The organism is Solibacillus silvestris, from assembly GCF_051967575.1.
Lineage (GTDB): Bacteria > Bacillota > Bacilli > Bacillales_A > Planococcaceae > Solibacillus > Solibacillus silvestris_B.
Window position 1 is genome coordinate 198,686 of record NZ_JBQCJW010000002.1, and the last position, 24,211, is coordinate 222,896.

The following is a 24,211-nucleotide window of genomic DNA, read 5'->3' on the forward strand; positions in this document are numbered from 1 at the left end:
TGTTGCCACACATTAGACACTACATAATTTTGTCGCGGAAAATTGCGGCAATTCATATAACTAGCACAAAATGTACTTAATTATTCGTTTACAGAGACCATAGATGGACGTAATACACGGTCTTTTAGTTTATACCCTTTTTGAAGCTCTCTTAAAATAGTCCCTGTTTCCTTTTCGCTGTCTTGTTCTTGCATAACTGCCTGATGGAAATTCGGGTCAAAACTTTCTCCCTCGGCAGCGATGATCGCTAAACCTTCTTTTTCTGTTGCTGCCAATAATTGTTCATACACCATTTCTACGCCTTTGTATAAAGAAGCCGCTTCTTCTGATGATACTTCCACTTGGAGCGCGCGATCTAAATTATCCAGCACCGGCAATAATTCTGTTAACAAACTTTGGGCACGATATTTCTCTGCAGCTTCACGATCAAGGCGATTACGACGCGATAAATTGTCGTAATCGGCGCGCAAACGTAAATAACGCGCATCTTCTTCCGCTAATTTAGCTTCCAGTTCAGCAATTTTTTGTTCCTTCTCATCTAATGCAACTTCTTCTACAGCTTCTGTTTCAACTGTTTCCGCTTCATTTTGCTCTGTAATCTCTTGTTGCAATTCTTCATTTGGCTTTGTTGTTTCTGACACTTCTTTTCCTCCTTGAGTACCAATCATTTACCTTTAATGAAAAAGGCTTGTGATAAACTGTTCGTCATGACATCTAGCAATGTCACGACACGTCGATAGTCCATGCGGGTTGGACCGATGATTGCAATCGCCCCTTGCTGTTCTTCACCAACTAAAAATGATGCAGTAATCACACTGCAATTTTCCATCGCTAAATGATTGTTTTCTGAACCTATTCGGATTTGAATACCATGATTGTGCTGATTGAATAAAGTTTGAACTTGGCTTTCTTTATCAATTAAATCCATCAGCATTCGCATTTTGTTTAAATCATGAAATTCAGGCTGATTTAACATGTTGGATTTACCACCGTAATAAACTTTGCTCTCATGGTGGTTGGAAGTAATGGATAATAATGATCGAACAATCGATTCCGATGCGTTAATATGAGATTTCAATACCGATAAGGCCTCTGTTTGAAGCTTTGCCGGAAGGTCATATAATGGTACACCTACTAAACGATCATTCAAAATATTGACCATTTTTTCTATATCATGCGGGCTAAAACCCGGTGGTAACGTTAATGTTCGATTTTCTACATGTCCGTTGTCTGTCACGATGATAGCCACCGCTGTTTGTTCAGTCAACGGCACAATTTGGAATTTCTTTACACGATGTTTTTGTACATCCGGACCAAGTAAAATGGTTGTATAAGTAGTTAATTCCGATAATATATTCGCTGATTCTTTTATAATTTGCTCTGCTTCAACAATTTGCTTTTCGAAGAGCGAATGAATTTGTTCTACTTCGCCAGTCGAAATGACTTGAGGCTTAAGTAAATGGTCAACGTAAAAGCGATAACCTTTTTCTGATGGAACCCTTCCTGAAGAAGTATGCGTTTTTTCTAAAAAGCCTAGTTCCTCTAAATCTGCCATCTCGTTACGTATCGTTGCGGCACTATACGTAATGCCTTCCTTTTTAGATAATTGACGCGAACCAACAGGCTGAGCAGACATCACAAAATCATCTACGATTACTTGCAATATTTGTAACTGCCGATTTGTTAACATCTTTTTCACCTCTGTTAGCACTCAATTAAGAGGAGTGCTAATATATTATATAAATTAGCAAATCTTTAAATTGATGTCAATGAATTCGCCCGAAATTTTTAAGATTCTTTTTTAATCCCGCATTCACGGACAATAAGCGATGAAGTCCGAAGTTGCCGCATCCATAGACAACTTCGGCATTAGTGCATCCAGCATGTCAAAATCCTCAAAAATCGAAGCTTTATTTTAATGCTACTCCCCTATTAAAAATCGTTGGAATACTTCATTTCCTATAAATCTGCCTTTCCTTGTAAGACGGATTCCTTTTGAGTCGAATTCGATTAATTGTTCTTTTTGTAATCGGGAAATCTTTTCTTCATAAACTGACAGCATTGGCTGATGGAATTTCATTTCAAATTCTTCATGTGCTATGCCAGCAACTTTTCTTAAACCTAAAAACATTTGCTCTTCCAATTTTTCTTCATTTGTCACTTCATGCTCTTGTAAAATCGGACGCTTTCCTTCCATAACAGTTTCGATATATTTTTTTATCGGTGCAACATTGGAGTAGCGAATTCCTTCTAAATAGCCGTGTGCCCCTGCACCAAAACCGGCATACTCATCGTTATCCCAATATATTTTATTATGTGTGGACGCATATCCTTCATGCGCAAAATTGCTTATTTCGTATTGCTTTAGCCCTTGTGCTTCCATCGTATCCATTAACACGCCATACATTTCGGTTTCAATGTCTTCGGTCGGTAAATTTAATTTCCCTTTTGCATATTGAATGTAGAAAATAGTTTTAGGTTCCACGATCAACGAATAAGCTGAATAATGCGGCAGCTTCAATGCCAAAGCTTTTTCCAGCGTATGCTGCCACTCCTTCATCGTCTGGCCAGGTAAACCATACATTAAATCAATGCTTATATTTTCGAATCCAACATTTTTTGCATTTTGAATTGTTTCATATACATGCTCATTTGAATGAGTGCGGCCGATTTTTTTTAGTAGTGATTGATCGAATGACTGCACCCCCATGCTTAAACGGTTCACCCCTCCATCATAAAGTGCCTGTAATTTATCGATCGTAAGTTCATCCGGATTTGCTTCACTACTAAATTCATTTACGGATGACAACGGAATATGTTTCGAAATAAGCGCTAATAATTTTTCGATTTGGCGAGCTGATAATGCTGTAGGCGTGCCACCACCGAGAAATATCGTCTCAATATTGGCGAAAGCTTCCGGCATTGCCGCAACCGTCATTTCCATTTCGCGACCTAGCGCCTCAATATATTCATCTACTGGCTGATTTTTAAAAAACACTTTATTGAAATCACAGTAGTTGCAAATTTGATGACAAAAAGGAATGTGAATATATACACCTCTAGCCATTAAAATCACTTCCTTATTATTATTCTCCTTTATTGTAGCCTTTCTCCACTAAAATACAAATAGCGGGACTTGGAATATACAGAACAAAAGAGCTCAAGTATTTAAAATAGTCATTACTCCGTACAGATTTTAAAAAGCCTTCTAATTTAGCTTAAAATTAAGTTCCTTTTTTTGCGGAAACCGCATAGCAGCATGACACTCCAGCCAAAAACAACGCCATTTTATTTTATTGTTTACCAACTCTCTCTTTATTCAAAATTACCCGCAAAAAAAGCTTTGCTGAATTGGATTTCACTCAGCAAAGCTTCTTCAATTATCTATTACACGGAAAATAGCGGCTCTTCCTTATTCATTAACATAATTAAATCAATCGCATTTAATCCAGGCAGCTTTGAACAAAATAATTTCGCTTCCTCCACTGTTTCGAATTGGAATGCGTCAAGTTCCTTTATTAATTCAAACTGGTTTTCAATTAAGCGAATCATATAAAGACGCACTGTCGGATTGCATTGCTTTGAAGCATCAAAGTTTTCCCCGGCAATTACAATCCCTGTAGTTGCAGAAACTTCGCTGACAATTGTTTCGATAATATGTAGCTCATCTTGGACAAACCATTCCGGTACTATAAGTTGAATTTGACTGTTCATAAAAATCCATCCCCTTAAAATGAAATATTCATGCTGCGAATTGTTTGAAATTTTTACAGCAATTAATTGTTGTAAATCTTTTTGAACTTAAATCAATGGCTTTTGTTTCCAACTCACCAACTACTAGCGATTTATATGTATATTAAAAGCGCTATCCACAAGTATTTTATACTACCTATCTGTTCATTTTAATAACCGTATTAACTACAGTATATGGAATATTGATATCACTATTTTACTACAATCAATAATTTATTAAAAGTATGATCCCTAAAAAATTCTTAACATCCCATGAATTATTATAGGTATTTTAACTTATGGGATAAATTTACATATCCATCAGTAATATGACTTCTTGATTAAACATACCAGTTTTCATAATAAATTTCATTACTTTTCTGAAAATAATTATTATTTTTCTCGTTTTTTTATTTTCTCAAATTCATATACGAAAAAAAACTTTTGACGATGGTATTCTCGCCAAAAGTTTCTGTTTTATATTTGAAATCTTTTTACAGCATGTGTTAATGAACGCATATTTTTTGCGATGCTTCGAATATCATCGTAAATCTCTGTTGTCGATTTTTCCTGAATAGTAATTTGTTCTTGAATTTGGTGCATGGAAGCCAAATTTTCTTCGGAACGATTACTTAATTCAATCGAGCTTTGTGCAATAACATCTGTATGACTTGAAATATCGTTCATAATTGCCGAAACTTGCTCCATTTGCGGACCGATTTGGTGCACTTGCTCTGAAATCCCCCTAAATTTGGAAGCGCTTTGTTCGGTCGTAGCAACTCCGACATTTACACTTTGCATCGCACATGCCATATTTGCCGTAGCTTCAAATGCTTCATGTTGAATTTCAGTCACAATTGATGCAATTGATTCCGTGAATTGCTTTGATTGTTCCGCCAATTTGCGAACTTCTTGCGCAACAACTGCGAATCCCTTCCCTTGCTCGCCCGCTCTTGCAGCTTCAATTGATGCGTTCAATGCCAATAAATTAGTTTGATCCGCAAGTGCATGGATCATCGTCACCGCTTGCGATACATGCTTTGATTGGTCCTTTAACTGTATAATCGTATCACTTGCAGTTTTCATAGCTTGTTCAACATTTTGCATTTGCGCTAAATTTTGCTCGACAATCGTTTCGCCATCCACTGCTTTCGCGATCGTTTCTTTTACATAATGATCAATTTGCTGCATACGATGGGATATTTGATTAATGCCAGCCGCCACTTGCTGAATCGATGCAGCATTATCCGATAATTGTGCTGTCGCATATTGCAATGAGCCTGCCATAACCTCTGAATTTGCGGCGATTCGCACAGCCCCCTTTGTTATTTGCCTAGAATTTATTTGCAGCTCATTATTCGCCTCTGTGGCAGATTCTGTATTTTCGCGGACTGTTTGGAGGAGCTCTTTCATATCGGCAATCATTAGATTATAATATTTCGTTGTCTCCCCCAGTTCGTCACGAGCCGAGTATGCAGCATACTTCGTTAAATCTCCATGCTGGACTAATTTAAATAATCGTTTAAGCTCTCGGGTCGGCTTATTAATTGAACGAATTGCTTGGATCCCGAAGAATAAAATAAGAACCATTAAAATAACCGATATCGACAAAAGTAAACGATAACCAAATGCAATATCCTTTTCATGGTTTGCCAGTTGAGTCGATGCCCGCTCCAATATATATTTGTCCATTTCATCAAGCAAAGCTTCTGATGGATTACTTGCTAATTGCTTCACATAATACTCCATTTTGGAATCAAATGCTGTTGCCTTTAATCGGTCAATATATTGTACAGGCATTTCATTTGTTAGAAAAAACTGTTCTTCTGCCTCTTTCATAAAATGTACCGTCATCAGTTTTTCATCATATAAAATTTGTGTTTCGTTTTCCATTTTCCGCAAATAATCAATGCTAAAGACGGTTAAAATAATGTTTGATAAAATACAAACGATCATCAGCACGGCAAGTCGGTCTTTTACTTTTATCGCATTACGAAAGCGCACGTCACAATACCTCTTTTATTTTCATATTTGCATTTAGTATAAAAGAACGATGTAAACCTATTTATGTAAATATGTTAATTTCATGTAAAAAAGGCTGTACAAGTCAGAAATTGAACTTGTATAGCCTTTCAATAGTTATTTACATAAATTCTTTAATTAATTGGTCGAATTGCGCTTCTGAAAGGCTAATATCGATATCTGTCAACGGAAGCTCCGAGTAGCCTTGAATTTTCTCCTGATAAGAGGCAGTTTCATTATCTTGATAAATGATTCCTGTCACTAACCCTTCATTTCGCATCACCGTTTGCATCGCTAATTCGCGGTTTGAAGAATCATAGCCTTCAATGTCCGAAAGCTTTGTCAAGTGCTCCTTAAACCATTCATATGTGTTGACCTTGTTATATGTCACACATGGCGAGAACACGTTAATGAATGAGAAGCCTTTATGGTTTAAACCAGCCTCGATTAATGCTGTCAATTCTTTAATATCAGTAGAGAAGCCTTGCCCCACAAATGTTGCGCCAGCTGTTAATGCCACTTCCAATGGTTTTAGTGATGGTTCGATCGCCCCGCCTGGCGTTGATTTCGTTATGAAGCCCGCAGCAGATCTTGGGGATGTCTGGCCTTTAGTTAATCCGTAAATCTGGTTATCCATTACAACATACGTAATGTCGATATTTCGGCGTATTGCATGGATTGTATGACCCATACCAATCGCGAAGCCGTCACCGTCACCGCCTGAAGCGATTACTTTCAAGTCTTTGTTCGCCATTTTAAGCCCTTGCGCAATCGGCAGTGCACGGCCATGAATCCCGTGGAAGCCGTACGAATTAATATAGCCTGAAATACGCCCTGAGCAGCCGATGCCGGAAATAACCGCCAATTCATTCGGTTCGTAGCCTACATTTGCTGCTGCACGCTGAATTGCCGCCTGTACAGAGAAATCGCCACAACCTGGGCACCAGTTCGGTTTTACGGAATTCCGGAAATCTTTAAATGTTGCCATAATTAAATTTCCTCCTTCACTAAGTTTGTTAATTCACGTGGCAAAAATGGAGTACCATCATATTTTAAAATCGATTTTGTCTTCGCATGACCGCCAATGTTCATTTTCATAATGTTTGCCAATTGACCTGTCGCATTATTTTCGACAATGATTACTTTTTTTGCATTATCAACTAATGCTGCCATTTCCTCTGCAGGGAATGGATGAATTAGTTTTACATGTGCATGATTTACTTTTACACCTTGTGCATTAAGCGCCTCTTGAACTTCCTCTAATGCACCGCGTGTCGAGTTGAAGCCTACTAACAAAATATCTGCTTCTTCATGTGGCACATTGGCATATACTGGATTTTCGAAACGGACATGCTGCAATTTCCGCATACGCTTATCCATTTGCGTACGTCGATTGCCTGTTGCTTCAGATGGCTTACCTGTTTCATCGTGCTCAACACCTGTTACGTGGTGAATACCGCCCTTTGTTCCCGGCAATACACGAGGTGAAACCCCATCATCTGTATTTTCATATCGTTTGAAATAATCTTTTGATTCCTCATCTTCTACTGAATCAACCATTTTCCCGCGACGAATTTCGATTTTGCTGTAATCAAACGGCGCCACCGACTGCTTGCCTAGCGCTAATTGTAAATCGGTCATAACGATTACCGGCAATTGTAGTTCTTCTGCGATATTGAATGCTTGAATCGTATCATAAAACGCTTCTTCCATAGTCGAAGGAGCAATTACGACTTTCGGGATTTCACCGTGTGTTCCGTAAAGCATCGCCATTAAATCCGATTGCTCTTGCTTTGTCGGCAGACCTGTTGATGGGCCGCCGCGCTGTGTATCAAAAATTACGAGCGGCTGCTCTGTCATGCCTGAAAGTCCGATTGCCTCCATCATTAATGAAAGGCCTGGTCCTGCTGATGCTGTAAATGCACGCACACCGCCATAGTTAGCGCCGATTGCCATTGTTGCCGCAGCAATTTCGTCTTCTGTTTGAATGACCGCCCCACCTACTAATGGCAGCTTTTTAATCATATATTCCATAATTTCCGACGCTGGTGTAATCGGATATGCAGCCATAAAACGAGAGCCCGCTGCTAATGCGCCCAATGCTACTGCATCATTTCCAATCATGAACATGCGGCGTTTTCCGTCAGCAGGCGCTAATTGCCACGTACCTGCACGGTCACCAATCTGCTCAGATATCGCTTGGCGTCCACGCTCGATCGCTTCAATGTTTTTTGCAACGACCTCTTCACCTTTTCGCCCGAAAATTTCATCGACAACACTTTGGAAAACCGATTCATCCAAGTTTAATAGTGCTGCTGTAGCCCCAATCGCCACCATGTTTTTCATTAAAGAAGTACCGAGTTCCGCCGCGATTTCCGTAAATGGAACTGCATATAATGGCGCCACACAATCTTCCGGATTTTTCGGTTCGAATTTCGCATCTGCTAAAATGATGCTTGCTGCTGTTAATTCTTTGTAGTTTACGTCGATCGTTTCTTGGTCAAATGCTACTAGAATATCTAAATCATCCGCAATTGAACGTACTTCTGTCGGACGAACCGTAATTTTATTATTCGTATGGCCACCTTTAATACGAGAAGAGAAATGACGGTAACCGTATAGGAAATAGCCTAAACGATTCATTGCCATTGAGAAAATTTCGCCTGTACTCTCAATCCCTTCACCTTGTTGCCCACCGACTTTCCATGAAAGCTGATGTAACATATCAACATCTCCTTAAGATTTCTGTATTCTATTTATGATAAAGCGCTGTAGCTGCTTTATTTTAGTAGCTGTAAAATTATACAGCTAAGTAGAGTTAAATTTCCTACATTAGTTTAACATGAAGTGATAGTCTCTTCTATTGCAAATGTCATATTGCAACAAAAAATCAGACCTTTGACGGAAAGTTTTGTACACAATTTGTTTTGAATCAAATTATGTTTTTTATTCAATTAATTTAAGTAACGAAACTTACTTGCTTTTGTTCCAAAGTGGCGTATTAAAAGGAGGTTTTCATTAATCGCTTTTAAAAAAAAATTTCCAATAAAAAACACCCGCTTAGCGCATAGTTTACGCTAAGTGGGTGTATTGATTATTAACGAGTTCTTTTTTCAACGAGTAGTTTTAATGCCGTTCGGTCTTCTCCAGCAATGGTGATGTCTGCGAATGCTGGTGCACAAATCAGATCTGTTCCGCTCGGTGCCACGAAGCCTCGGGCGATTGCTACTGCTTTAATTGCTTGGTTTAACGCACCTGCACCTACTGCCTGCATTTCTGCAAAACCTTGCTCTCGTATAACCGCTACGAGTGCTCCTGCAACAGAATTAGGATTAGAACGAGATGATACTTTCAATGAATCCACAGCTATTTCCTCCTCATCTAGTACTGCAATATCTTTAAGACAATTTTTATTGCCTGTACGACATTGTATGCACTCCAATTCTCAAATAGACTTCGAAAATCATAACTACTTAATAAAATTATTCAGCGAAACTATAATCCTCATAATAATTATGATGACTTGGTGTTTCATAATTATTCAAAACGACCCCTAAAATATTTGTTTGCGAAGAAGCCAAAATCGCTTTTGCTTTTTGGACAGCCCTTTTATCAACAACACCCGCATTGACAATCAATACCGTGCCATCGCATTTATTTGCCAATATTTGAGAATCCGATACAGATAGTAACGGCGGTGAATCAATAATAATAACATCATAGTCTTTTTTCACATCTAAAAATAATGCATCCATTGCCCTTGAAGAAAGCAATTCGGAAGGATTTGGCGGAATGGGACCGCTCGTTATGACATTAAGTCCAACGATAAATGTCTCCTGAATCGCATCATAAAATGCCGCCTTCTTTGCAATCACATTGGAAAGCCCTACTTTATTAAAGGTTTTAAACGTATGGTGTAAAGTAGGTTTCCTCAAATCCCCATCTATAATTAATACTCTTTTGCCTTCCTGTGCAAAGACGACTCCAAGATTCGCCGCATTTGTGGATTTCCCCTCCCCTGGAGTCGAGGAGGTAACTAAAATTGTTTTTAGTTGTTGATCTGGCATTAAAAACATAATATTTGTCCGAATCGTGCGAAATTGCTCTAAAATAAATGATTTTGTCTCAGATATCGTAACAAGCTTTCTCGCCAATTTTGTACGCCTTGAACTTTTTTTGTTTTTTTTACGGATCCGCTTAAACATTTAGCTCCTCCTGACTCTTCGGGGAATAAAAGAAAACTTCTTTTGCTTTTCTTCAGTTATAAAACCTATTACGCCTATGACGGGCAGACCTAAAATATCTTCCACATCTCTTTCCGTCTTTATAGTTGTATCTAGAAATTCAAGCAAAAATGCCATCCCTATACCTAGGAAAAAACCAACGAAAGCTCCAACAGCGATATTTAAAATTTTATTAGGTTTCACCGGGATTGGATTGGCGCTTAGTTTTGCTTCTGATAAAATTGTAATATTATCGACGCTCATCAATTTAGGGATTTGTTCTTTAAACACGTTTGCTACCATATTCGAAATGTCAACGGCTGCTGATGGACTAGAATCCGCTACGCTAATATTCACTACTTTCGAGTCATTTTCACTTGACACTGATATTTGATCTGTTAATTGTTCCAAAGTTTTATCGAGCTGAAGCTTCTCAATAACGGGATTTAATATGACAGGGCTTGTAATGATGACATTATACGTATTAATTAAGCGCAAATCGGTTTCTGTAGTTTGCCAGGAATATACTTCATCGGGGCTGCTCTTCTGGTTTACTAATATTTGCGTCTGTGCTTCATATATTGGGGTCAGTATATAAAAACTAATGCCTATGGAAATTCCAATGCTAATAACTGTTAGGATAATAATGAGAAATAATCGTTTTTTTATTGTTTTCGCGATTTCTTTTATACCCATTCCTGCTTCCAATAGTTTTGCCCTCCTGTACGTCCAGTCCTACAATGAATAGCTTATAAAGGATTTTTATATAGGAACAACATTTCAATTATTATATGAATATTCTAGTATTATTATTCCATTCTCTATTTTTTTTATATAAGTTTACTGTTGAATGCTGCCAGCTCTTGCTCTGCGAATGACTGAATATCCTAACTTCAACCTAATAATAGCTTATAAATCCTTTATGCATGCCATTCTCTATAAATGATATTTTTATGCATCAATTCAAGAACTTTCGATTTATATGCTTCCACACCCGGTTGATCAAAAGGATTTACCTCCAATAAAAAGGCGCTCATTGCACAGGATTTCATGAAGAAATAAACTAGATACCCAAGATGATATGCATCCAGCTTTTCCAATTCCAGCTGAATAACAGGGATTCCACCCTCTGCATGTGCAGCAATTACACCATCCTTTGAAATGGCATTAATTTCGTTGAAGCTTCTATTCGACAAATAATTCAGATTATCAATATTCCGCACATCATAAGGAACGATGCAATCCGTGGGTGTCTCTTTGAAATGGAGAATAGTTTCGAACAAAATCGGACTGCCATCTTGAATAAATTGCCCGACCGAATGCAAATCTGTCGAAAAGATGACACCGCTTGGGTATAATCCCTTTTTATCTTTGCCTTCACTTTCCCCGAATAATTGCTGCCACCATTCATGAAGCTTCGAAAGCCCTGGTTCAAATGAAGCGAGCAGCTCAATCTGGTATCCTCTTTTATAAAGCGAGTGGCGAATGACTGCATAACGATAAGCTTCATTTTTTTCGAGTCTTTCTTCCTTTAAAAGAAGAGCCGCCTTTTTCGCCCCATCCAATAACCGGACAATATCAATGCCCGCAACAGCCAGCGGCAATAATCCTGCTGGTGTCAGCACCGAGTATCGTCCCCCAATATTTTCGGGGATGACAAATTGTCGAAAACCTGTATTATCCGCTATTTTCTTTAATAACCCTGTTTCGGCATCTGTCGTCACAATAATTCTGTTTTGGACATCATTTCCATATCTATTTTCCATATATTTGCGCAGTACTCGAAATGCCAGTGCAGGCTCCAAAGTTGTCCCTGATTTTGATATTACGTTTACATAAACGTTTTTATTTTTTAAGCTCTCTATTAATTGCAGCATATAGGCCCCACTCATATTGTGGCCTACATATACAACTTCAATTCCATTTGGATGCAGATCAAAATAAGGAGTTAATGCGTCTTGAATCGCTTTTGCGCCAAGAAACGAACCACCGATCCCGACAACGACTAGCACATCCGCGCACATTTTAATTTCATTCGCTACACTTTGAATCGCTTTCAATGTAATATCATTATTTTCCAATGGCAAATTGAGCCAGCCAGTCAGAGCAGCACCCTTTTTTTCTAAATAGTGATGAATCGTTTTTACCGAATCAGAATAATCCGACCAGTTGATTTGCAGCGATGATTCGTTTAAAATACCAGTTTGGAGTAATTGAGTTGACACGTTTCTCCCCCGTTTACAATGGAATTATTTATAAACCTTAGCAATGAGAACGTTTTTATTGTATAGCAATATGTGTGCGTTATTTATTTTTCATCAAATTAATTTCTATAACCTATTTTCCCGTAAAACTATATATATTAGGCTATATCCATCCATGCTATTCCGCTAAAAAAACAGCATATTCCTCCTTTGTTTAAAATGAATACTTTTAATTTTATAATGTCTACAAACTATACATCATTTACATTTGCATATTGCCATTGCTAAATCTTTAAAGCCTAGCATATCTACCAGTATGACCTTCTATTATATTATTCAGTCATATATATAATTAGAATAAGATGCAGAATTCCTCGATGAAACTGTCATTCAATATTGTATTGCCTTCGGAAAAAAATTTTAAAGTTGAACGAGGGGAAAATTTCTTAAGTATATATGATGGAATGAATTATTATATATTTTAGTCGTTCCATAACTATAAAGTGGATGTGATGAAGGGCGTAATGAAAAAGTTTGTGTATATGGGAGGCCGTCTAATTAGTCTGATTTTATAAATTTTCCGCTTATATATCATTTAAGTATTCAATTATTGGTTTCATAGTATAGCCCATATCAAATCTATCTTCCGCAAATTTTCTAATGTTACGTATTACTTCTTCCTGTTCATCTTCATACACGCTATTAAAAAAGGTTATTATATCTTTTATTTCTATATTGGAATCATCAGCCGGAACTCTGAAATAATAAGGAAATTCAGCAAATCCATCTAATTCCGTTTCGACACCGGAAATTATCGGTAACCCTCTGGCGCAGTATTCTTTACCTTTTAAGGAACTATTATAATAAACTTCGGACCTGTGCCTCGCCAAAGCATCTACCCCTAAATTGGAAATGCTGAATACTTCATCCAATGATTTCCCAATTAAATTGCCGTAAAAAAACACATTCCCCTCCAATTTTTCGGCTACCACTATTTTTTTATATTCACTGATTGCAGGTCCGTCGCCTACAATATGCAATTTAACCCGATCTATTTCTAAAGGGAATTTTTTTTTAAAATCTGCCATTCCTCTAATCAGCCTATCGTAGCCATGCCAGAAATTATGGGTTGCTGCTGCAATCATATTTATATATTTTATATTATTGCTTTTTATAGTTTGGAGACTCTCCAAATCTATTCCATTGGATACTTTTATTGTTTCTATGCCCCAAATCATTTTATCATTTGAAAAAGTGACAATTTTATCGATTAACCCGCATAGTTTTTGGCGGTATTTCATTTCCTTTTTTAGCTTAATTTCGCTTATGATTGTATCTTTATATTCGCTATCATAAGGATACGTAGGAATTTCCATTAAAATTTTGCAGCTTGTCTTCCGTTTAATTTTTGTTAATAATCTAATAAAAGAACTATTTATATCCGGCTTTCTAATATAAATGAAATCGATGTTCTCAAATTCCTCTCTTTTAAAATTCGTTACGTATAATTCTAAAGGCAGCATGTTTAATACTTTCGTGAATACTGGATTATTAAAATTATAATAAACTAAATCTACGGACATTTCCGAAGCAGCAAAGCTTTTCAATTGGTTAATCACTTTTTTATGTACTCCTGGAAATGCATTTATTAAAGCTTTTTCATCTGAAAAGAGCAAATATATACCTCTAGCCTTCTTCAAAAAGATCTCTCCTCCATAAATTATCCCCTGAATTATTTCGTCATAATTCTCCTTGTGCCAGACTGATTTCAATAAGGTTGCAACAAAACTTTACTGCGGAGAGGGGAGCTGATTTTGCAAAAAATTTTGCTGCCGTAAAAATGGATTATGGAAAGCCGTATTTCATAAGCAAATCACGTTTAAAATTGTAATGTAATTGATTGAAACAGCGTATTTCCGTTTATTTGTATACTCTATCTATTAGAACGTTTTTAATTACATAATAATACGATTCATTTCTTATATAATGCATATGTGCTATATTTTTATCAATTTCACTTTTATTGAATATACGCCTAACAGCATTATTACTTTTTATGCCTGTAATCATGTTGCCGATAAAAGATTTGTCGAATACTCTAAAGCGTTTAGTGAATATCGTAGTCGCTTTTAGTATGTTAGCATATGCTTCATTAGTTATTTTTTTATGCAGCTGTTTATAATCCTTGCCCAACAGTTTGTTCAATCCTTCAATATCGACTTCATGTTCGGCGGCCAAACACACTTTATTATTTTGTGTATAATGATAAACGAACTGTATACCCTGTATCTTTTTTTCAGCTATTTTAATTGAAATGGAATATGAACTATCTTTTTTGCCAATAAAATTTTCAACTTCGTCAAAGTAAAAGTTGCCCAAACTGTAAAAAATATAGGAATTATTGTATTTTTCAAATCCTTGAGGCACATGCGGATGCGAACCGACTACTAAATCGACTCCTAAATCACAAAAAAGCTTGTATTTCTCCCTCCACTCTATTTGTGGAATGGAAACATCCTCCAAACCTGCATGGGCCAATAATATAATGAGATCACATTCTTTTTTCAGTTCCAAAACCAGCTTACAAATGAGTCGATGATTGATCCATGCATAGCCTGCATCAGCCATATTGCTCTTATTATCCAAAACCCCGAATTGTGCCTCACAGCAATTTATGAACCCTATTTTTGCATCACCAAATTGCTTTATTAAAGGTTTATAAGCAGACATAAAATCCAAGCCCGCACCAATATGGTCAAGTCGATTGCTCTCAATTTCTTTTATTGTGGCATTTAAAGCTTCAGTTCCATAGTCCATTATGTGGTTATTGGATAAACATAATAATTTAAACCCTGTGTTCTTCAGGATCTCAACTGTTTCTCTCTTCTGTTGAAGATGGATGCCTAATTTCGGCGCTTTACTGCCGCTATTATTGATCGGCGCTTCAAAATTACAAATGGCATAATCAGATTTCGTTATTATTTCCTTCAAATCTCGGTCGCAAATTTCTTCGTTATTGGAGCAATTTACAATATCCCCGCAAATAAACAAATTAGTCAAAATCCATTCCCCTCCTCTCATCGAAGTATTTTGCTTTAATGAATGTTTGCAAAATGAAGCTAACATTGACGATAAAACCAAGTACCGAAAAGAGAATAATGGCAATTAGCTCATCTTTGAATAATACTGCCCCGATAATCAATATGATTAGCCTAAAAATGAGCGTTATTACCGAAAACTTCAAACTCCATTTTTGTTCTCCCATTACAATCAAGGCTTTTACACAAGGACCATTTGCAAACATTATATAAATCCATAAAACCAGCCATCTTGAATATTCTCCCGCTGTTCTCCATTGAGTGCCAAATATCGCTTCAAAGAGCGGAGGGGAAAAAACAAAAAGTATTGCATAGGGTACCGCTCCCACCAACAATAAAGTTTTTGTAGCCTTTACTAAAATAGGTTTGAGAGGTTCATTGCTCTGCAACGCCTGTGCTAATCTCGGATAATATACATCGTTTATTGCGCTCCCTAGAAGAGATGAAGGCGCCGAAATAACCGTTCTGCTTAATGTATAAAACCCAGCACTCATTGGTCCAAAAAAAGATGTTAAAATGATGACCGGCACTCCTTGGGAAATGGCATCAATAAATTCCTCAGGGGCTTGATATAAAGGAAAGTCTTTATATTTTTTTAATAACTCACGATTGTCCCGCTCGTTTTTCCGTAAAAACCCAAAATCAATCAACCTTTTCTTCTTAAATGCCTTCATCATAATATTTGCACGCACTAAATCCACGACTGAAGAAATAACAATTAAATTGGCTGACAATGGTGCTATCCATCCAGCTAAAACTTTTCCTCCGTGATTATACAAAGATTGATAAACTGCTGTTTTCGCAAAAATCCCAAATTGATTTTCGCGGATCGTCCATTGTTGGACAATCTGGAGGACACCAGAAAAAAAGGCGGCTAGCGGAATTAAAAGGATCCAGTTTCCGATTGATTCAATTCCCAATATATTTATTAATTTCTCTTTGGTGAATAAAAGAAGTATAAATGAGAGACTTGTCATAAAAACGATTATTCTAAAAGATAATGCAGTTAATGCTTGTGCTTCCTCAATTTTCTTGGGCAGCACAATGGCTTTTGGAAGGGTTAAAGCTACTATGCTCGTTAACAGAGTTAAAAAAGATATATATACCCCCATAATTCCATATGATTCAGAACCGTATATTTTTGTAATAAATGGAATAAGCAATAATGCAATCAGTTGTGCTAAAGCTGTGCCTGAAGCTACCTTCATTACACTTTTCACTATAAAGCTATTCATTATCTCTTTTATTTTCGACATTACTTACTCCTTTTGTTTAACCTGGCTATGAGCACTGCATTTCTCATTTGCCATTTCGCTTGCATCATCGCCTTATCTGAACCGCATTCTTTCGGTACATCCCGCATTTATAAAATAATGAGCAATTTTTTAAACTCTAACTAGTCTTTTAGATAAAGTTTCGTTTTTTAAAGCTGTCAAATCCAATAATTTCCCCATTTTAAAGTCGACACCTTCTGAATACTCCGTATCTATACAAGCACCTGGAGTAAATGTTAGCTCACCAAAATAGATCTGATCATTATAATAATAAAAATCCACCCTTACATAAGTAAAATCTTTGCTTAATTCCGCTGCCATTTTTAGCATTTCATCCAATTTCTCCGGCTTTTTTATCCCTCCCGCAAAATCTTTGCTATCGTTTGTGTAGGGGATTACTTGCCATCCGCTGTTCAACATAATATGTTTTTTTTCCTTAGTTCCCCGATTTAATACGACATCGAAAATGTGCGGCTGACCATGAAAGCAATGAATTTTATAATCTATAGGCAATTTTTCATTCATTTCTTCCCCTAAAAACCGCTCTACAATGATTCTTGGCTTTATTTTTGAATAATGTGGTTCACAATTAATTACGGAAAAATCCGTTTCCATCCACTTTTTCAATTGGAGGATTGTTTTGCCCCTGTCCAACGTATCCTTGCACGCACAAATAATGTTAAAGCCCGATCCATGTGTACATTTCATCACAAAGCTGTTCGGCAATTCCCGAAAGTCGATGTCGTCCACATTTTCATATACTTTATATAAATCAATCAAGATTTGAGAATAGCCTGCTTGCTTTATATAATCGCGCACCAAATATTTATCTGTGCATATCGTCTTTAGCGAATCATCTTCATACAGTTTCAGCCACATTAATTTTTCATTGAATGTTATTGGATTTTTCAAGTTAAGCCTTTTTCCAAAAGTTTTAAAAAATATTATTTTACTAGCCATTTCAGGGGATTTCTTTGCCAACAGCTGAAAAATAGACCTGAAAGTCCTTTTTAATATGACCATTTATAATACCTCCTACGATTTAATGTCGCGCAAAAATAGCCCGATAAATATTTTGAATTCAACCTTGGATAGATGTGGAATATTTAGTGCCGGCTTAGCTACCATAGTAGATGAAACTTATTTGAAACCCTTAAAAAATCCATAGCAAGGCACACTATTATAGTATTCAGCTACTAATGAAATTAGAATGAATTGCAATATAAAAATATAGTAATATTCTTAAATTTAATACATCCTTACACCAAACCGTGAGATGATTCCGCGCCCGCCACATCACTATAAAAGTTTATGTTTCACTACTGCTAAAATCGTTATACAACCTTGAAATTCATGGCTAACTCTTCTATTAAAATCAACAAAGACTCATCATTAAAAAAGATGCCCCCTAATAGCAGTTAGGAACCATCCCAATATGGCATATAATTTTTTAATGTGCCTTTGACATAATAACCACCTTATTTTCTAAAACATCCTTAAAATAATTGCATCTGTTTTCCCATGAATTTTCTTTGGCGATTTCCAAGCGGGCCAGCCTTCTATCCGGAAAATCAAGATCCTGCTTAACAGCTAATTTTACTTTACTAGCAAAAGAATCGGGTGTTCGCCCAATATCGATTACTTCTTCATAAACTTCCAAGTCAGGAAGAGCTGTAGCCACAATAGGTTTGCCTGTTGCAAAGCATTCAAAAAGTTTGGCCGGAAATGTTCCTTTAGTAAATTCAGTAATTTTATACGGTAGAATTAAAACATCGCTTTCTTTCAATGTTTGAGGTAATAAATGATGTGATATAGGCTTTTTATGAATTAAGTTTGGATGTGATACAGGAATTTTATCTGGTGCAGGACCAATTAATTCGACAACGATATTTTCAGATAATAAACTTCTAATAATATCCCAATCCATGCGGTAATTGTCTATACCGCCGAAGTATGTTGCTTTTTTCACAATATTATTGGAAATTTCATGTTCATATAAAGCATTGAAATGTTCAAAATTCACCGCTGCGGGAATTTCGATTATATCTTTTCTTTTCACTTTATGTTTCTTATGCAAATGTATGGAATCGACAATAAAGCAATCCGCATTTTTTATTAGTATATTTTCGGTTGTTTTAATATCTTTCACAACCCCAGGGAAATTTTCGAAATTTAAAACACAATCATATACTAACTTTACGGGTTTTAATTGTTTTGATAAATCCAGCGAGGTTTCAGTTGGTAAATATGTCAGCAAAATAATAGGCTTGCTTGAAAATTCGTTTATTTTGCGGGTTAGCTTAGGCACAAAGAATAATTTATTAATTTCCCTGAATATTTTAAAGGTTGGCGGAAATACGATCGGTGGCAGCACATTCAATGAACTTTTTTCATTTGTTTGTTTTAAATTATTGCTTTTCGCGATTCCTCTGTATAATCGGTTTGTCGCCTTCTTCAAATCAGGATTTCTTAAACCTGTCGTTTCCACAAATGTTACATCTGTATAATTTGAAAGAAAACTCGCAAATATTTGATGCCTTTGCCATAGGAAGTCCCACTTAATACTGGATAAAATAACGATATGATATTGATTTAAATGCATCTGTTCCTCTCCTATTACGGACTTTCAAGCTTTAAGTTTTAATTTTAAATAAAATACTTTCGATAAATAACTTACATTCCCGAATATATATCTTCTATATAATCTTCTAGGTTCTTGCAAAAATCTATAAAGCCATTCAAACCCCAATTTTTGCATAAATAATGGCGCTCTTTTCACATTATTGGAATAATAATCAAATAAACCGCCACAAGTAATGACTGTGTTTGCTTGCAGGAAATCGAAATGACTATGCACCCATTTCTCTTGCACAGGATTGCCAAATCCAACAAAAAGGATATCCACATTCAAAGAGTTTATTAAATTTATGACATTAGCACTTTCTTCCATTTTATTGAAATATCCATGATGCGTCCCTACAATATTCACTTTAGGGTATTTTTTAAGCATATTGTTCTTCACTCTTTTTGCTGTATCTTTTTCGCCGCCCAATAAAAAAATTCTTATATCACTATTACAATTGTGCAAAACTTCCACCAATGCAGGAAATAAATCGGTTGTCGCTATCCGTTCTTTGGCAGGATGTAGTTTCAAAAATTTTTGAGCATAAATAACGCCCATTCCATCTACATAGACTACATTCTCCGTTTCATTAATGATTTTGCAGTACTCATTATCCTTCCAATAATTGAGCATACAGTCAGCATTGATCGCATAGTAAGCTTTTTTTTTCTTTTGCTTTGTATTTGTAATAATTACGTCCAGCAGTGCATGTTTACTTTCTAAAAATAATTCTTTTTCTATGAAGCTCATCATAATTTCACCTCTTGACAAATTTATTGCGTTATAAAAGATTCCATGTTCTTTTTTCGGTTGTTTACAATCAGGGCAGCAAGCAAAAAGTAGAAAATGATAATCCAGTTAGAACCATCAATGTCTTCAACAATAAATAAAGATGACATAATTAATAATGAAATCTTCATAAGCTTCTTATCCATATTTCCGCCGCTAAGCAACATTTTTATATTGATGATCAAAAATATAGCAGCCCCTGCAATAAGACCTAAAATTCCTGTCTTGTAGAAAAAACCTACTATTGTCGAGTGCGACCCAAGAGGATACCCTATTAATGATGTAACTTTTACCCCCATCCCTATAAGCGGAGAGTTTTCCATTGTCATGCGGATGCTTTCTTTCATTAAATAGGTTCTACTGTCATTGCTGCCTTCCCTTGCTTCGAATAATTCTTTTAATATTGAAAAAACTCCGTCGGGAAAATTCGTATAAATTACAATAGGTAGAACTAAAGAGAGGGTAAAGAATACGGAAGCTGTAAACAGTTTTTTATTCACTTTGCCATATAAATAAATTAGGCTGATTATAAATAGATACAGTAGAACAATTAAATAGCCGCTTCTGGAAAAGGTAGTAATGATCGGCAGCAGGCCACCGATAGTTAACAAAATCTTAATAAGTGGATTTCTCATCTCTAATACAGTCAAAAGAAATAAAGGGTAGAAAAACATAAAAAATACGATAATTAAATTTGAATAATCCATAAACCCTACAAAACGAATCACTTTCATGTTGCCAAACCATTCTGTGTAATATAGAATTCTGTTGGCAACTTTAAAATCTGAGTATTTTGTAATGCAGTAAATCAGCAAACTGCAAACCCACAAAGTAATTAGAATACAATAGTTAATAAATGCAGCCTTTTTTATTTTATTCATATCTATATTAATAGATCTAAAAATAAGATAGAAAATCAATGAAAAAATCCAAAGACTAAAAGTATTTATAGTGGCAAGTATTCGACTAAACTCAAAAGAATTTCCGATTACATTATAAATAATCGAAAACAAATAAATAAAAATAAAACCTAGCATAAAATAACTTAAAGCATCGAAATATAGTTTATGCCTGCAAAGTAAATTTAGTAATACGGCAAATATTATAATAAATTGTATTTCCTTAGGGGCAATAATGATCGGCCATAAAAAGTAAAATAAATATAAATCAGGGTTCAGTTTAGTTTTATAATTTAATTTAGACATTTTTATATTTACCTTTCCTGTTCCATTTATAAGATGAACATGAATTCAACTCCAAAGCCAGGCTTCTGCATTAGCTGTAAAGATTACCGGCACTCTGCTAGATAGCGCTGCCCCCTTTAGTAGGCCCCTCTTGAGCCGAATAAAACAACTATCGTTTTTAAAATCAACTTCATATCTACCCAGATGCTTCGCTTACTAATATATTTCATATCGAGCTGCATCCACTCACTAAATTCAATATTGCTCCTCCCGCTAACTTGCCAATAGCAAGTTAATCCAGGCGTAACACTTAATCGTTGAAATTCATAGTTTGTATATTGTGCCACTTCCTCCGGGAGCGGCGGTCTTGGTCCTACTAGACTCATCTCTCCTTTTACGACATTGATAAGCTGCGGTAATTCATCTAAACTCGTCTTCCGTATAAACCGTCCAACCTTTGTCACTCTAGGATCCCTTTTCATTTTAAATACTGGACCGCTCGCTTCATTTTGATCGGACAATGTAGCTTTTAAACATTCAGCATTCGGCACCATCGAACGAAACTTGTAAATATAAAATTCCTTGCTGTCTTTTCCTATTCTAATCTGTTTATAAAGAACCGGTCCTTTATAGTCTTCCGCTTTGATTGTGATGGCTATTAACATAAATAGCGGAGACAAAAAGATTAATCCAAGCAAAGCCAATGCAAAATCAATGATTCTTTTGCTTATTAAATAGCACTTATTGTTATTTATTTGAACGTGCAGATTAGTTAGAGATTGTTTTCGTTTAACAGATGGATTTTCACTGGAAGCTGGTGAAATCATTTCCTTTCACCAACTTTCTAATGCAGCTGGAACAGTAGTTTTTGTCTCTTTTCTTCCAATTGAAAAGTAGTCAAAATTATGCTTTTCCATATCATTTACATTAAAGCAGTTTCTCCCGTCCAATATAATGGGAGTATCCATAGAATGGAAAATCGTTAAGTCCACATTCTTGATTTCATCCCATTCTGTAAGAATCAATACAGCAGCTGCATTTTCAATTGCTTCTCCTATATCTTCCATATATACAAGGGTGTCGCCTAAAATATTTTTCGCATTTCCCATCGCAATCGGATCATATGCATAAACGATTGCCCCCGATTTTACGAGTTCATTGATTATTTGAATTGAAGGAGCTTCACGCATATCATCGGTGTTTGGTTTGAATGCCAATCCTAAAATCGCAATCTTCTTCCCTGTCACATTGCCGATTTTTTCGTATAACTTATCAAGTAATATTCGCTGCTGTTTTTTGTTTACATTAACTACGCCTTTTAATAATTCAAAGTCGTATTTCACATTGCCGGCTATTTGAATTAGAGCTTTTGTATCTTTCGGGAAACATGATCCTCCATATCCAATCCCCGCTTTTAAAAATCCGGGGCCTATTCGTTTATCAAGGCCCATCCCAACGGCAACTTTCTCCACATCAGCTCCTACTCGTTCGCAAATATTGGCGATTTCGTTTATGAAGCTTATTTTCGTAGCCAAAAAAGCATTGGAAGCATATTTAATCATTTCCGCACTTCGAATATCTGTAATATAAATCGGGATATTGAAAGGGCGATTCACTTCAGCTAGAATATTGGCTGCTCTTTCACTATTTGTTCCAATGACAATTCGATCTCCATGAAAGGAATCAAAAATAGCGGAACCTTCTCTTAAAAATTCAGGATTTGAAACAACTTCAATATTTATATGGTATAATTTGTTATGATCGATTATTTGCCGTAATCGATCATTCGTGCCAACTGGTACGGTACTTTTTGTCACAACAATCGTATCTTGCTTGGCGGTTAGAGCGATTGTTGTGGCCACTTGTTCCACATATTGCAAATTTGCTGAGCCATCTTCATTTTCAGGTGTTCCAACAGCAATATAAATTACCTGTGCCTCTTTAAATCCATCTTCGTAATCTGTCGTAAAATATAATCTTCCAGCCTGTATATTCTTTTTCATAAAGTTTGATAAACTAGGTTCAAATATCGGGGAAACCCCTTTTCTCATTTTTTTCACTTTCGCTTCATCAATATCGATACAAGTGACATGGTGGCCAATTTCCGACAAAGCGACACCTGTTACCAAACCAACATATCCTGTGCCAACTACTGCTACTTTCAATGGATTCCCTCCAATAATGTTGATTTTGAAGAGTTGTTCTGGAATCTTTGCAGCATTTTACGAACATCGGATGCCAACTCTTCGTTATGGAGAGCAAACTCGATTGTTGTCAGTATAAACCCTAGTTTTTCACCGACATCAAACCGTTTGCCATCAAAGTTGTACGCATATACTTGCTGAATTTCATTTAACTTTTGTATCGCATCTGTCAGTTGAATTTCCCCCCCTGCCCCTGCTTCTTGACACTCAAGAAAAGTGAAAATTTCAGGTGTCAACACATAGCGTCCCATTATTGCTAAATTTGAAGGTGCACTCCCTAGTTTTGGTTTTTCAATAAATTTGCGCACGCGATACACCCGATCCTTATTATTAATCGGATCAATAATGCCGTAGCGTTCTGTTTCTTCGTACGAAACATGCTGTACACCAATGATTGAACTGCCTGTTTGTTCATATTGTGCGATTAATTGTTTTGTGCAAGGAACGTTCGCTTGCACAATATCATCTCCCAAAAGCACGGCAAAAGGCTCATTTCCGATAAATTTGCGTGCACACCAGATTGCGTGGCCCAACCCTTTTGGTTCTTTTTGGCGAATATAATGAATATTGACGTTCGAGGATTTATTCACTTTTTCCAGCAAGTCAAGCTTACCTTTTTCTTTTAAATGCTGTTCAAGTTCGAAATTCCGATCGAAATGATCTTCTATCGCGCGCTTTCCTTTTCCTGTTACAATGATGATGTCTTCAATACCTGAAAGAATCGCCTCTTCTACAATATATTCAATGGTAGGACGATCTACAATTGGTAGCATTTCCTTAGGCATCGCTTTTGTTGCCGGCAAAAACCGTGTACCTAAACCTGCTGCTGGAATGATTGCTTTTTTTACAATTTTCATA

21 protein-coding genes are annotated in these 24,211 nt (G+C 36.3%); all 21 read right to left on the reverse strand.

Annotated features, from left to right (window positions below; all coding sequences use genetic code 11):
• Positions 1 to 80: 80 nt before the first annotated feature.
• On the reverse strand, positions 81 to 668 hold the full coding sequence (gene grpE, locus ACTHOQ_RS02230; RefSeq protein ID WP_440494037.1) for a nucleotide exchange factor GrpE: 588 nt from the start codon (positions 666 to 668) through the stop codon (positions 81 to 83).
• Entirely contained in the window at positions 665 to 1,690 is a 1,026-nt protein-coding gene (hrcA, locus tag ACTHOQ_RS02235; protein WP_440494038.1) for a heat-inducible transcriptional repressor HrcA, read from the reverse strand. Before hrcA ends, grpE begins: the two co-directional genes overlap by 4 nt.
• A 231-nt stretch (positions 1,691 to 1,921) precedes the next feature.
• Entirely contained in the window at positions 1,922 to 3,067 is a 1,146-nt protein-coding gene (hemW, locus tag ACTHOQ_RS02240; RefSeq protein ID WP_440494039.1) for a radical SAM family heme chaperone HemW, read from the reverse strand.
• A 320-nt stretch (positions 3,068 to 3,387) separates the two neighbouring features.
• Positions 3,388 to 3,714, reverse strand: a complete 327-nt coding sequence (locus tag ACTHOQ_RS02245; protein ID WP_440494040.1) for a geranylgeranyl pyrophosphate synthase — start codon at positions 3,712 to 3,714, stop codon at positions 3,388 to 3,390.
• A 495-nt stretch (positions 3,715 to 4,209) separates the two neighbouring features.
• A complete protein-coding gene (locus ACTHOQ_RS02250) occupies positions 4,210 to 5,736 on the reverse strand; it encodes a methyl-accepting chemotaxis protein (RefSeq protein WP_440494041.1) in 1,527 nt (508 codons plus the stop codon).
• A gap of 139 nt (positions 5,737 to 5,875) precedes the next feature.
• Positions 5,876 to 6,742: a 2-oxoacid:ferredoxin oxidoreductase subunit beta gene (locus ACTHOQ_RS02255; protein WP_440494042.1), complete on the reverse strand. Its 867-nt coding sequence runs from the start codon at positions 6,740 to 6,742 to the stop codon at positions 5,876 to 5,878.
• A 2-nt stretch (positions 6,743 to 6,744) separates the two neighbouring features.
• A complete protein-coding gene (locus ACTHOQ_RS02260; RefSeq protein WP_440494043.1) occupies positions 6,745 to 8,478 on the reverse strand; it encodes a 2-oxoacid:acceptor oxidoreductase subunit alpha in 1,734 nt (577 codons plus the stop codon).
• Positions 8,479 to 8,851: 373 nt separating this feature from the next.
• Complete coding sequence (locus ACTHOQ_RS02265) at positions 8,852 to 9,118, reverse strand: stage V sporulation protein S (RefSeq protein WP_440494044.1); 267 nt, start codon at positions 9,116 to 9,118, stop codon at positions 8,852 to 8,854.
• A 118-nt stretch (positions 9,119 to 9,236) separates the two neighbouring features.
• On the reverse strand, positions 9,237 to 9,959 hold the full coding sequence (locus ACTHOQ_RS02270; RefSeq protein ID WP_440494045.1) for a CpsD/CapB family tyrosine-protein kinase: 723 nt from the start codon (positions 9,957 to 9,959) through the stop codon (positions 9,237 to 9,239).
• A complete protein-coding gene (locus tag ACTHOQ_RS02275; RefSeq protein WP_440494046.1) occupies positions 9,960 to 10,685 on the reverse strand; it encodes a YveK family protein in 726 nt (241 codons plus the stop codon).
• 212 nt (positions 10,686 to 10,897) lie between these two features.
• Positions 10,898 to 12,202 carry a glucose-6-phosphate isomerase gene (locus ACTHOQ_RS02280; RefSeq protein ID WP_440494047.1) on the reverse strand — a complete coding sequence of 435 codons (1,305 nt, stop codon included), beginning with the start codon at positions 12,200 to 12,202 and terminating at the stop codon, positions 10,898 to 10,900.
• 563 nt (positions 12,203 to 12,765) lie between these two features.
• Positions 12,766 to 13,881 (reverse strand): glycosyltransferase, encoded by a 1,116-nt coding sequence (locus tag ACTHOQ_RS02285; protein ID WP_440494048.1) that lies wholly within the window; start codon positions 13,879 to 13,881, stop codon positions 12,766 to 12,768.
• A gap of 220 nt (positions 13,882 to 14,101) precedes the next feature.
• On the reverse strand, positions 14,102 to 15,241 hold the full coding sequence (locus ACTHOQ_RS02290) for a CapA family protein (RefSeq protein ID WP_440494049.1): 1,140 nt from the start codon (positions 15,239 to 15,241) through the stop codon (positions 14,102 to 14,104).
• Positions 15,234 to 16,535, reverse strand: coding sequence for a lipopolysaccharide biosynthesis protein (locus ACTHOQ_RS02295; RefSeq protein WP_440494050.1), 1,302 nt, complete (start codon positions 16,533 to 16,535; stop codon positions 15,234 to 15,236). The genes ACTHOQ_RS02290 and ACTHOQ_RS02295 overlap by 8 nt, the downstream gene beginning before the upstream one ends.
• Positions 16,536 to 16,664: 129 nt before the next feature.
• A complete protein-coding gene (locus tag ACTHOQ_RS02300) occupies positions 16,665 to 17,465 on the reverse strand; it encodes an ATP-grasp fold amidoligase family protein (protein WP_440494051.1) in 801 nt (266 codons plus the stop codon).
• 538 nt (positions 17,466 to 18,003) lie between these two features.
• On the reverse strand, positions 18,004 to 18,927 hold the full coding sequence (locus tag ACTHOQ_RS02305; RefSeq protein ID WP_440494052.1) for a glycosyltransferase family protein: 924 nt from the start codon (positions 18,925 to 18,927) through the stop codon (positions 18,004 to 18,006).
• Positions 18,928 to 19,179: 252 nt separating this feature from the next.
• Entirely contained in the window at positions 19,180 to 19,929 is a 750-nt protein-coding gene (locus ACTHOQ_RS02310) for a WecB/TagA/CpsF family glycosyltransferase (RefSeq protein ID WP_440494053.1), read from the reverse strand.
• A 20-nt stretch (positions 19,930 to 19,949) separates the two neighbouring features.
• Positions 19,950 to 21,170, reverse strand: coding sequence for an O-antigen ligase family protein (locus tag ACTHOQ_RS02315; protein WP_440494054.1), 1,221 nt, complete (start codon positions 21,168 to 21,170; stop codon positions 19,950 to 19,952).
• A gap of 116 nt (positions 21,171 to 21,286) precedes the next feature.
• Positions 21,287 to 21,976 carry a sugar transferase gene (locus ACTHOQ_RS02320; RefSeq protein ID WP_440494055.1) on the reverse strand — a complete coding sequence of 230 codons (690 nt, stop codon included), beginning with the start codon at positions 21,974 to 21,976 and terminating at the stop codon, positions 21,287 to 21,289.
• A 6-nt stretch (positions 21,977 to 21,982) separates the two neighbouring features.
• Positions 21,983 to 23,314: a UDP-glucose dehydrogenase family protein gene (locus ACTHOQ_RS02325; RefSeq protein ID WP_440494056.1), complete on the reverse strand. Its 1,332-nt coding sequence runs from the start codon at positions 23,312 to 23,314 to the stop codon at positions 21,983 to 21,985.
• The gene (galU, locus tag ACTHOQ_RS02330; RefSeq protein WP_440494057.1) at positions 23,311 to 24,210 is read right to left on the reverse strand and encodes a UTP--glucose-1-phosphate uridylyltransferase GalU; all 900 of its coding nucleotides are present in this window, start codon (positions 24,208 to 24,210) and stop codon (positions 23,311 to 23,313) included. The genes ACTHOQ_RS02325 and galU overlap by 4 nt, the downstream gene beginning before the upstream one ends.
• Position 24,211: the final 1 nt, after the last annotated feature.